Origin of the sequence: Streptomyces sp. SID10853, from assembly GCF_010548145.1 — a bacterium.
Classification (GTDB): Bacteria; Actinomycetota; Actinomycetes; order Streptomycetales; family Streptomycetaceae; genus Streptomyces.
The window spans coordinates 1-11,458 of record NZ_JAAGLN010000226.1; the positions used below are offsets into that span (position 1 = coordinate 1).

Here is an 11,458-nt window from a genome sequence, read left to right on the forward strand (position 1 = left end):
CAGCGGCCGGCTCCGGGCGGCGCAGGGGCTGCCGGGTGCCGGAACCGCTCTGCTCGTCCCGCGCTGGTGACGGCTGTGTGTCCAGCTCGTTGCCGATCGTCTTCGGGGCCGGTGACCGAGGGCCGGGGCGATCACCAGCGCATGTGGACATCCTCGGCCCAGCCCAGCAGGCGTTCCACCGCGATCGCGGTACCGTCGTCGGTCCGGATCCGGCCGTCGTAGTGACCGAAGCGCTGGTCGGTGCGGTTGGCGATCAGGCCGACGTCCGTGTGGGCGGACCGGTTGTGGAACGGCGTGAACGTCAGGTCCACCTGGCCGGACGAGGGCGTACGGACCGTCCAGGGGGCCAGCGGGTCCGAAGTGGACCAGCGCCAGTCCAGCTCCTCGCCGATCTTCGTGAGCCGGCCGTCCACGCAGAGGCCGTTCTCGGTGGACCCGGTCCCCGCCGTCCAGCGCCCGCCGAACTGGAGGCCCACCGTGTGCCCGTCCGTGCGGCCGGACGCTGCGCCCCAGTTCCAGTCGACCGTACGCGGCCAGCGTCCGCGGCCGTGGTCCAGGACGGCCCACGCCGCCTCGTCACCGCCGAACTCCAGGGTCCCGGCACCGATCCGGACCCGTCCGGCGGCCGGCAGCGCGGTGTGCTTCGACGTGTACTGGAAGCGCCGCTCGCTCCACGGCACGACGACGGACAGCGACTCGTGCCCCTCCGGCCGGCCGACCAGGAGGTCGACCTCCAGCGGCAGCCTGGCCGGTGTCAGACAGCGCGCGCGCAACCGGGTGCCTGATGTCTCGTCACGGATTTCGATACGTACTTTCCCGCCGGACGGGCGGGCGGGGCCGACCACGACCTCGTCGGCGCCCGGAGACCCGGCGACCGTGTCCGGGAGGCGTACGCCGAAGCCGCCCGGAACGAGCGACGTGCACTCGAACTCCCGCCCCTGCGGCCCGTATTCCAGCAGATACACCGTGTTCAGCGCGAGGAAGTCCAGGTCGCTGACGGTCAGCGCCACCAGATGGGTGGGCGTTGTCACGCACCAGTGCTCCCAGCGCTTGGTCCGGCCCCAGCCGCGCAGATTCGCGCGGTGCAGCGGGGTACGGGACCAGCCGAGCGCTGCCGGATTCAGGGTGCCGTCGGGCCGGCAGAGGTCGACGGGCTCGGTGATCTCCTGCTCGTGCGTCGCCATGGCCGGAGCCTATAGCTGACTTCGGACGGCGCACATGCCCGTTCAGGCGGGCACCGGCCTGTTCTCCTGTCCGGCGTGTCCCGCACCGCTCCCGTCCAGGTCGAGCTGGTACTCGATCGTCCGGTGGGTCGGTGTGTAGCCCAGGGCGTCGTTGACGGCCCGCATGGGCAGGTTGTCGTCCGCGGTGTCGGTGAGCAGCCCGCCGAGCAGCGGATGGCGTTCGCGGGTGCGGCGGATCGACTCGGCCTTCATCCAGTACGCGAGTCCGCGCCCGCGGTGACCTGGCAGCACACCGGTGCCGTAGTGCTGGGCGTCGCCCGTCCCGTCGCCGGGGACGACCAGCTCGGTGAACCCGGCGATCGAGCCGTCCGACTCGTCCACCGCCGCCACCGTGTACAGCAGATCGCCCCGCTCGCGTACGGCCGCGGCGGCCTCCCGGACCCGGTCCGCGTCCCAGACCACGGTGCCGTGGTCCGTGTCGCCCATCGGCATGTCGTCCATCGCGCGGTGGGCCGCCGCGAACGTGTCGGCCAGCTCGTCGGGGACGGTCCCGTCCCAGGCCAGCAGCCGGTAGCCGGTCCGGTCCGGGGCGGCGGCGCCGGCCGGGGCGGTCAGGTCGGTCCCGGCGAGGTCGAGCCGGGCGAAGGTGAGGCCCAGGACCTCACGGAAGCCCCGGCCCGCCAGGAACACCGCCCCGGCGGAACCGGCCCCGGCCTGGGCGACGACGGTGCTGCGGCCGTCCTGCCGGGCGGCGTCCACAGCGGCTTCGAGCAGCCGCGATCCCGTCCCCCTGCGCCGCGCGGCCGGGTGCACCTGGAGTTCCAGCTCGCCGAGGTGGTCCTGACCCGGCTTGCTGAACAGCCGCAGGAACAACGAGCCGACGGGGTTGCCGTCCGCGTCGGACGCCAGCCAGACCAGTCGGCGGCTCGACGCGCCGCCGGCCGGATCGGTCAGCGGGGTGAGGCGGAGGGACAAGGCAACTCCAGGGCCGGGGCGGACGGTTATGGTGCGAAGGCCCGGTGAACGTAGTCAGCGGGCCGCACCCGCGGCAAGCGGATATCGGCCGGTACGGGAGCCCCGGCGCGGCCGGGTACCGGGGGCGGGCAGAATGCTGGCCATGTCCCGACGTACCCCCCGGCCCCAGAAACCCCGGCAGACGCAGCGGACCCGGCCGCCGGCCGCGGACTCGCCCTGCCCCTGTGGTCTTCCCGCCCCGTACGGCCAGTGCTGCGGCCGCTTCCACAGCGGACAGGCGGCGGCCCCCACCGCCGAGGCGCTGATGAGGTCCAGGTTCAGCGCGTTCGCCGTCGGGGACACCGCGTATCTGCTGCGCAGCTGGCACCCGGGGACAAGGCCGCCCCGCGTCGACCTCGACGCGGGGCAGCGGTGGGGGCGCCTGGAGATCCTGGCGACCACCGGGGGCACCGCCTTCCACACCACCGGCACCGTCACCTTCCGCGCCCACTTCACCAGCCGGGGGAAGCCCGGTGAGCTGTGCGAGCACAGCCGGTTCGAGCGGTACGAGGGCGCCTGGGTGTACGTGGACGGAGCCGTCGACGGGCCGGACGACAGCGGCAGTCGTGGCGGTGGCAGTGGCGGTGCCGGTGGCACGCAGGGGTGAGCCTGCGGCCGGCAGCCCGGTCAGCAGCCGAAGTCGACCTGCTTGAAGGTGACGTAGTGGTCGGCGGTGTAGTAGTCCTCGGCGGTCTTCTCGCCGGTGATGATGCGCCGGGCCCCACGGGTCGAGCTGCCCGGGGTCTTCACCGTGTACTCGTGGTAGTAGCCGGTGGACTGCGAGGGCAGGACGCCTTCCCGGTTCTGGAAGACGACGCCGTCCTGGGAGTAGGGGAACGGACCGTTGGTCTTGATGAGGTCCAGCGTGTCGTGGGCCTGGGACGGGAGGGCGCCATAGCAGATGGTGCCGCTCACGGAGGCATGGGCTTCGGTCGCGAGGAACACGGTAGGCGTGACGACGATCGCGGTGGCGATGCCGACGGCGGCAGCACGGGTGCGCAACGCGCGTAGAGTGATTCGCATGGGTCCAGGATGAGGGCGCCGGGAGCCCAGCGGAAGAGGGGTGATGAACCGTCACTTCCGCTTTACCCGGAGGCAATTGACCTCTACCGAACTTTCACCCTATGCGCGCGCACCGGCCGGCCGCCGTGTGATTCAGGGGAGCGTCCGAGGGGGCGCGTGAAGCTCCGCTGTGGCCCCGCTTAAGAAATCCTCGATGGACTTGGCGGGCCGCGGCTCGGCAGATTGGTGGCCTGCCCACCGAACCGAACGCCACCGTCACGCCTGGAGCCGCCGCGATGAAGGCCCTTGTCAAGCAGCATGCCGAGCCCGGGCTGTGGCTCCTGGACGTCCCCGAGCCCGAGGCGGGCCCCGGCGACGTACTGATCAAGGTGGCGCGCACCGGGATCTGCGGCACCGACCTGCACATCCGCTCCTGGGACGGCTGGGCGCAGCAGGCCGTCGGGACACCGCTGATCCTGGGCCACGAGTTCGTCGGCGAGGTCGCCGGCGTCGGCGCCGATGTCGCCGACATCGCCGTCGGTGACCTGGTCAGCGGCGAGGGCCACCTGGTCTGCGGCAAGTGCCGCAACTGTCTCGCGGGCCGCCGCCACCTGTGCCGCTCCACGGTGGGCCTCGGCGTGGGGCGCGACGGCGCGTTCGCCGAGTACGTGGTGCTGCCCGCGTCGAACGTCTGGGTGCACCGCACCAAGGTCGACCTCGATGTCGCGGCGATCTTCGACCCGTTCGGCAACGCCGTCCACACCGCGCTCTCCTTCCCGCTGGTCGGCGAGGACGTGCTGATCACCGGCGCGGGCCCGATCGGCATCATGGCGGCGGCCGTGGCGAAGCACGCCGGAGCGCGCAATGTCGTGATCACCGATGTCAGCCCCTACCGCCTCGACCTGGCCCGCAAGGCCGGAGCCACCCTCGCGCTCAATGTCGCCGAGAGCGGCATCGCCGAGGCGCAGCGCAGCCTGGGCCTCAAGGAGGGCTTCGACATCGGCCTGGAGATGTCCGGCCGGCCCGAGGCCATGCGCGACATGGTGGACAACATGACCCACGGCGGCCGTATCGCCATGCTGGGGCTGCCCGCCGAGGAGTTCGCCGTCGACTGGGCGAAGATCGTCACCTCGATGATCACCGTCAAGGGCATCTACGGCCGGGAGATGTTCGAGACCTGGTACGCGATGACGGTGCTGCTCGAAGGCGGCCTCGACCTCTCGCCCGTGATCACCGGCAAGTACGCCTACCAGGACTTCGACGCCGCCTTCGACGAGGCCGCCGGCGGCCACTGCGGCAAGATCATTCTCGACTGGACGGCCTGACCCGGACCTCTTGACCCGGACCTCCTGACCCGAACACCACAAGGAGCACCCTGATGTACGAGTCCGTCCGCGACGGTCTGCGCGCCACCCTCGACGAGATCACCGAAGCCGGTCTCTTCAAGCCCGAGCGCGTCATCTCCACCCCGCAGAGCGCCGCCGTCGGCGTCGCGTCGGGCGAGGTCCTGAACTTCTGCGCCAACAACTACCTGGGCCTCGCCGACCACCCCGACGTGGTCGCAGCCGCCAAGGACGCGTTGGACCGCTGGGGCTACGGCATGGCCTCCGTCCGCTTCATCTGCGGCACCCAGGACGTCCACAAGCAGCTGGAACAGCGCCTGTCGGACTTCCTCGGCCAGGAGGACACGATCCTCTACTCCTCCTGCTTCGACGCCAACGGCGGCGTCTTCGAGACGCTGCTCGGCCCCGAGGACGCGGTCATCTCCGACGCCCTCAACCACGCGTCCATCATCGACGGCATCCGCCTCTCCAAGGCCCGCCGCTTCCGCTACGCCAACCGTGACCTCGCCGACCTGGAGCAGCAGCTCAAGGCCGCGGCCGACGGCGGGGCCCGCCGCCGGCTGATCGTGACCGACGGGGTGTTCTCCATGGACGGGTACGTCGCCCCGCTCGCCGAGATCTGCGATCTTGCCGACCGCTACGAGGCGATGGTCATGGTCGACGACTCGCACGCCGTCGGCTTCGTCGGCGCTGGCGGCCGCGGCACCCCGGAGCTGCACGGAGTGATGGACCGGGTCGACATCATCACCGGCACCCTCGGCAAGGCGCTCGGCGGGGCGTCCGGCGGTTACGTCGCCGCCCGCGCCGAGATCGTCGCCCTGCTGCGCCAGCGCTCCCGCCCGTACCTCTTCTCGAACTCGCTGGCCCCGGTGATCGCCGCCGCCTCGCTGAAGGTCCTCGACCTGATCGAGTCCGCCGGTGAGCTGCGGGAGCGCCTCGACGCCAACACCCGGCTGTTCCGTACGAAGATGACCGACGCCGGCTTCGAGATCCTCCCCGGCGACCACGCCATCGCCCCGGTGATGATCGGCGACGCGGCCGAGGCGGGCCGGATGGCCGAGCTGCTCCTGGAGCGCGGGGTCTATGTGATCGGCTTCTCCTACCCGGTGGTCCCGATGGGCAAGGCGCGCATCAGGGTCCAGCTGTCGGCCGCGCACTCCACCGCCGACGTGGAGCGGGCCGTGGCGGCGTTCATCGACGCACGGGCGACAATGGCAGGGTGATCGACCCCCGCCGCCTGCGCATTCTGCGGGCCGTGGCGGACCACCGTACGGTGACCGCCGCGGCCGCAGCGCTGTATCTGACCCCTTCGGCCGTCTCCCAGCAGCTCGCCGCTCTTGAGCAGGAGACCGGGCACGCACTGCTGACCCGCAGCGGCCGCGGGGTCCGGCTGACGGCCGCCGGTGAGATCCTGCTCACCCACGCGCACGCCGTCCTCGCCCAGCTGGAACGGGCCGAGGCCGAGCTGGCCGCCTACGCGGGCGGCGCGTCCGGCGAGGTGACCGTCGCCGCCTTCGCGACCGGCATCGCCGAAGTGCTCGCACCGGCCGTCCGCACCCTCGCCGAGCGCAGCCCCGGCATCCGGGTCAGGGTCAGGGACTCCGAGGGGGACGAGAGCCTCACCCTCGTCCTGGACGGGGAGGCCGATCTGGCGCTGGCCGTCGAGTACCGCGGCGCGCCCCGCGCGGACGACCGCAGGCTCGCCAGGGTGCCGCTGTACGCCGAGCCCTTCGACGCCGTGCTCCCCGCGTGCGACCCGCTCGGCCAGGGCCCGCACGTCACACTCGCCGAGCTGGCCGACCGGGAGTGGATCGGCCCCTATCCGGGCAACCCCTGCCACGACGTGGTGCTGCTCGCCTGTGAACGTGCCGGGTTCGAGCCCCGCCTGGTGCACTCGTCGGACGACTTCAGGGCCGTCGTCGCGCTGGCCGGCGCGGGTGCGGGGGTCGCGCTGGTGCCGCGCTCGGCGCTGCGCGGGATGGAGCTGAAGGACACGGTGGTCCGCCCGGTGGAGGGCCCGGCCGCGACCCGCAGGGTGTTCGCCGCCGTACGCCGTGGTGCCGAGAGCCACCCGCTGTTCCGGCCGCTGCTCGACGCGCTCGTCGCCGCGGCGGCGGGGGTGACCACCGGCTGACCGGCCGCACACCGGGTCGGGTGCGCGGCCGGGACCCCTCGCTCAGGGGCTCGGGCAGCCCGTCTCAGAGCTTCGGCTCCTCCGTGAAGACGAAGCCGAACTCGGCCGGAACCGGGTGGAGCTGGTGTTGCGGAAGGACGCCGGGCCCGCAGGACTGCGAGCCGACGCCGTGCTGGGCGTGGTCGAGGTTCACCCAGACCTCCCGGTCGGCCGGGCGCAGATCCGTGCGGTGCTCGGCCGCGTCCAGCTGCTCGGTCGTCCAGCGGCGCGCCGTGAACCAGAACTCCGGGTCGCCCGCCACCCGCACGCCCCCGATCGCGGCCCACCTGACGTCCGCCCTGGCACCGTTCTCCTGTGGGCGCACATACGGCGTCTGGAGCGCGTCCACCGACGACTCCCACCGGCCGAGCCTGGACGCGGCCCGGGTGTCCGGATACGCCTCGCCCGGGCCGCCGCCGCACCACACGGCCGAGTCAGCGCCGTCCGGCAGCGCGAAACGGACACCGAGCCGGGGGAGCGGCACCGCCCACGCGCCCTCGGGGGTGACGGACACCGTGAGCCGCAGCCGGGCTCCGTCACTGGTCCAGCGGTACACCGTGACCAGCCCGGCGTCCCGGGCCGCGGGCGCCACCCTGGTCCGTACCGTCAGCGCGGTGCCGGACAGCTCCACGGCGTCCAGACGGTGCTGCATCCGGTGCAGGCCGAGTTCGCGCCAGAGCTGCCCGTGGCGGGCGCCGGTCACCGGGTCCGCGCCGTTGTCGTTGTCCGTCGGCGCCCGCCAGACGTCCAGCCGCAGGTCCCGCACAGCGGTGTCCCCGACGGCCCGCAGCTCCCCGGTGCGCGCGTCGAAGGCCGCCGGACCGAGGGTGATCAGCTCCCCGGCGCGGCGCGGGCCGCTGCTCTCCCGTACGGGCGCGGCGGCCCGCTGTCCGGGCGCGGCGGGCAGCTGTGCCCAGGCCACCTCGTGGCGGGTGCCGTCGGCGAGCAGAGCCCGTACCGTCCAGTGGCTTTCGGCGGTGCCCTGGCCGGTGTCCGGCGGGGCCGGGAGCGGCACATCGGCCCGCTCACCGGGTGCCAGCTGCGGTACGTCCAGGACGCCGCTGCCCAGGGTCTCGCCCGCCGCCTCGTACGACCACTCGAAGAGGAGGTGCGAGAGAGTGGTGAAGTCGTAGCGGTTGAGGACGCGGACGGTTCCCGCCGTCCCGCCGGCGTCGATACCGACCGGCTCGATGACCTTCTTGTACTCGGCGAGCGCCGGGGACGGGGTGCGGTCGGGGAAGAGCAGCCCGTCGCAGACGAAGTTGGCGTCGTGCAGTTCCTCGCCGAAGTCACCGCCGTAGGCGTAGCCGAGCACCGGGTGGGTCAGCCCGTGGTCGATCCACTCCCAGACGAAGCCGCCCTGGTTGCGCCGGTGCGCCTCGAAGAGCTGCTGGTACTCGGTGAGGCCACCGGGGCCGTTGCCCATGGCGTGCCCGTACTCGCAGAGCACGAAGGGGAGTTGGCGCCGCCGCGGCGGGCCGCCGTCCTCGCCCCTGCCGATGGCGGCGACCTCGGCGTGCGAGGCGTACATCCGGGAGTACATGTCGGTGTCCGCGCAGGACGGGTCGCCCTCGTAGTGGAGGAGACGGTCCGGGTCGCGCTGCCGGATCCAGCCGGCCATCGCGGAGAGGCCGCGGCCGGTCCCGCACTCGTTGCCCAGCGACCAGACGATGACCGAGGGGTGGTTCTTGTCGCGTTCCACCATGCGGGCGGCCCGGTCGATGAGCGCCGGGGTCCAGCGCTCGTCGTCGACCGGATTGTCCCGCCAGTCCTGCTCGGTGAAGCCGTGGGTCTCCAGGTCGCATTCGTCGACGACCCAGAGCCCCAGCTCGTCGCAGAGCCCGAGGAAGTCGGGGTGCGGCGGATAGTGGCTGGTGCGTACGGCGTTGATGTTGTGCTGCTTCATCAGCGTCACATCGGCCCGCATGGTCTCCAGGTCAAGCGTCCGGCCGGTGTCCGGGTGGAACTCGTGGCGGTTCACCCCGCGGAAGAGGATCCGCCGCCCGTTGACCTCGATGACACCGTTCTCGACCCGGACCGTGCGGAAGCCGATGCGCAGCGCCACCCGCTCTCCCGCCGTGGTCAGTTCACCGTCGTACAGCCGCGGGGTCTCCGCGGTCCACGGCTCGACCGGCACCGACACCTCGGCACCGGCCGCGAGGTCGATACCCAGCTCCGGTACGGTCACCCGGCCCGGCACCGCGCTGTCCACCCGCAGGGTCCCCCGGCCGGTCCTGTGGTCGTAGGCGGCGTGTACGAAGAAGTCCCCGGCGGCGCCCTCCGGGCGGTGCAGCAGGGTGACGTCGCGGAAGATGCCCGGCAGCCACCACTGGTCCTGGTCCTCCAGATACGAACCGGACGACCACTGGTGGACGCGGACCGCCAGCACATTGCCGCCGGGCCGCAGCAGCGCGCCCACCGCGAACTCGTGGGGCAGCCTGCTGCCCTTGAACTCGCCCAGCTCCGTGCCGTTCAGCCAGACCCGGGCGCACGACTCGACCCCGTCGAACCGCAGCACCGCGTCGCCGGACTGCTGCCACCCCGGCGGCAGGTCGAAGGTGCGCAGATGGTCGGCGGTCGGGTTGTGGGTCGGTACGCGCGGCGGGTCGACCGGGAACGGATAGAGGTGGTTGGTGTAGATCGGCGCGCCGTGCCCCTGGAGGACCCAGTGGCCGGGGACCGCCACCTCGTCCCAGCCGCCGGCGTCGTACCCCTCGGCGGTGAACGAGGTGTCGGCGGCGCCGGCCGTCGGCGAGAGCCGGAAGCGCCACTTCCCGTTCAGTGACAGCGTCATGGCATCGGAGCGCGCGTACCGGGCGCGGGCCGGCAGGGCGCCGCTGCCGGGGGACACGTCCTCGTAGTACGGGGTGCTTGTCGGGGTGCTCACGGGGGCGGTCGGCGGGGTGCCCATCGGGGCGCTCGTCGGGGTGTTCGTCTGGGTGTTCATCGGTGCAGGCTCTCCTCGCTGTGGTGGTCTCCCGGCCGTCGCGCGTCAACGCGCCGCCACCGGGCCCGCGTTGTTCAGACGTCGCCCAGCAGCGGCGCCAGGAAGGCGTTGGTGAACTTGGACCGCGGGTCGAACTCCCCGACCAGGCCGCGGAAGTCCGCCAGCCTCGGATAGAGCGCGGCCAGCCGCCCGGCGGGGACGGTGGACAGCTTCCCCCAGTGCGGACGCGCGGCGAACGGCGCAAGCCGCTCTTCGAGCAGCCCCAGCACCGGCAGTACGGCCGCGGTGTCCTTCACCCAGGTGAAGTGCAGCCCGACCGTGTCACGGCCGTAGGCCGGGCTCAGCCACAGGTCGTCGGCGGCCATTGTCCGTACCTCGCAGACCTGCAGCAGCGGGGCGAGCACGTCCCGGACCGCGTCGACGGCGTGCAGCGCGGCGAGCCCGTGGCGCCGGTCCACCAGATACTCCGACTGGATCTCCTCGCCCGAACTCGGCGTGAACTCGGCCCGGAAGTGCGGCAGCCGCTCGTGCCACGGCCCCGGCACCCCCTGCTGCTCGGTGCAGTGCACGGGCGGCATTCCCGCTACGGGGTGCACCGGGCCCGTCGCTTCGGGCGCCCAGGGGAACCGCGGCTCGTGGCCCGCCGCGTACTTGAGCCACACCTGCCCGAAGCGCGGACCGCGCCAGTCGGTGAAGAGACTCACGCTGTACGCGGCCGATGTCACCGCTTCGAAGTGCTCGTCCAGGACCGACAGCGGCAGCCCGGTGCGGACCCGCTGCGCCAGTTCGAAGGCGGGCACCAGATCGAGGGTGAGCGAGGTGACAGCGCCGAGTGCGCCCAGCGAGACCACCGAACCGGCGAAGCGCTCGCCGTCCCGGTCGCGGCCGAGTGTCCGCAGCTCGCCGTCGGCGGTGACCAGTTCGAGCTCCCTGACCGCGGTGGCCAGCGAGCCGAGCGCGGCCCCCGACCCATGGGTGCCGGTGGCCACCGAACCCGCCACGGAGATGTGCGGGAGCGAGGCCATGTTGGGCAGGGCGAACCCGTGCGCGTGCAACTCCTGGGCCAGCTCGGCGTACCGTACGCCCGCCGCGACCCGGACGGTCGACGCGGCCCGGTCCACCTCGATCTCCGGGGGCAGCCCGGCCACCGAGACCAGCGTGCCGTCGGTGTCCGCGAGGGTGTTGAACGAGTGGCCGCTGCCCAGTACGCGCACCCGGGCGGAGCGGGCGACGAGCCGGCGCAGCCCGTCGAGGGTGGTGGGCCGGTCGATGCGCTGTGCCGTGAAGGCGATGTTCCCCGCCCAGTTCGTCAACATGCCCGGGATGTTAATCGCAGGTCGGGCGGCACAGCAGGGGGGTTGGGCGGGGCATTGCGCGGGGGCGTGTGCCCGGTGCAGCCGTTCAGTGTGGGGCGGTGGTGGCTGTGCGGGGCAGTGGTGCCGTGCGGGTCAGTGGTAGGCGTACGGGGCGGTGGTGGGCTTGCGGGTCAGTGGCAGGCGTCCGCGGAGGCGGCAGCGGTATGGGGCAGGGGCGGCCGTACGCCGTCAGTCGCAGCCGTACGGGGCAGGGGTGGCCGGTCGGCGTCAGGGGCAGCCCTACGCGTCATGGGGTGGCCGGCCGCCGTCAGGGCAGCCCTACGCGTCAGGGGGTGGCCGTATGCCCTCAGTGGTGGCCGGCCCCGGCCTGGGCCGCCTCGATACCGCCGTGCAGATCCGTCGCCGCGTCGAGCGCCCCGCCCGCCGACAGCGAGAGGCACACCAGCAGCGCCCCGGCGAGCAACCGGGCGGCCCGCCCG

The 11,458-nt window shown here is 72.8% G+C and carries 9 protein-coding genes; 4 read left to right on the forward strand and 5 right to left on the reverse strand.

Translation table 11 applies throughout. The annotated features are described in order from the left end of the window. Positions 1-131 precede the first annotated feature (131 nt). Positions 132-1,184: a DUF2804 domain-containing protein gene (locus G3I19_RS29465; protein ID WP_164266770.1), complete on the reverse strand. Its 1,053-nt coding sequence runs from the start codon at positions 1,182-1,184 to the stop codon at positions 132-134. Between the two features lie 42 nt (positions 1,185-1,226). Continuing rightward, positions 1,227-2,159 carry a GNAT family N-acetyltransferase gene (locus G3I19_RS29470; protein WP_164266771.1) on the reverse strand — a complete coding sequence of 311 codons (933 nt, stop codon included), beginning with the start codon at positions 2,157-2,159 and terminating at the stop codon, positions 1,227-1,229. Positions 2,160-2,301: 142 nt separating this feature from the next. Here G3I19_RS29470 and G3I19_RS29475 point away from each other — a divergent pair, with 142 nt between their 5' ends. Then, complete coding sequence (locus tag G3I19_RS29475; RefSeq protein WP_164266772.1) at positions 2,302-2,805, forward strand: YchJ family protein; 504 nt, start codon at positions 2,302-2,304, stop codon at positions 2,803-2,805. Positions 2,806-2,825: 20 nt separating this feature from the next. On the opposite strand, the gene G3I19_RS29480 is transcribed toward G3I19_RS29475, so the two are convergent. Beyond that, the gene (locus G3I19_RS29480) at positions 2,826-3,221 is read right to left on the reverse strand and encodes a ribonuclease (protein WP_164266773.1); all 396 of its coding nucleotides are present in this window, start codon (positions 3,219-3,221) and stop codon (positions 2,826-2,828) included. A 275-nt stretch (positions 3,222-3,496) separates the two neighbouring features. On the opposite strand from G3I19_RS29480, the gene tdh reads away from it, so the two are divergent. The 3 genes from tdh to G3I19_RS29495 are packed head-to-tail and all read left to right on the forward strand — an operon-like array spanning position 3,497 to position 6,677. Further along, entirely contained in the window at positions 3,497-4,525 is a 1,029-nt protein-coding gene (tdh, locus tag G3I19_RS29485) for an L-threonine 3-dehydrogenase (RefSeq protein ID WP_164266774.1), read from the forward strand. Positions 4,526-4,578: 53 nt separating this feature from the next. After that, positions 4,579-5,766 (forward strand): glycine C-acetyltransferase, encoded by a 1,188-nt coding sequence (locus G3I19_RS29490; protein ID WP_164266775.1) that lies wholly within the window; start codon positions 4,579-4,581, stop codon positions 5,764-5,766. Then, on the forward strand, positions 5,763-6,677 hold the full coding sequence (locus G3I19_RS29495) for a LysR family transcriptional regulator (protein WP_164266776.1): 915 nt from the start codon (positions 5,763-5,765) through the stop codon (positions 6,675-6,677). The genes G3I19_RS29490 and G3I19_RS29495 overlap by 4 nt, the downstream gene beginning before the upstream one ends. Positions 6,678-6,741: 64 nt before the next feature. On the opposite strand, the gene G3I19_RS29500 is transcribed toward G3I19_RS29495, so the two are convergent. Continuing rightward, positions 6,742-9,627, reverse strand: coding sequence for a glycoside hydrolase family 2 TIM barrel-domain containing protein (locus G3I19_RS29500; protein ID WP_203600579.1), 2,886 nt, complete (start codon positions 9,625-9,627; stop codon positions 6,742-6,744). A 110-nt stretch (positions 9,628-9,737) separates the two neighbouring features. Then, complete coding sequence (locus tag G3I19_RS29505) at positions 9,738-10,988, reverse strand: FAD-binding protein (RefSeq protein WP_343235248.1); 1,251 nt, start codon at positions 10,986-10,988, stop codon at positions 9,738-9,740. Positions 10,989-11,458 lie beyond the last annotated feature (470 nt).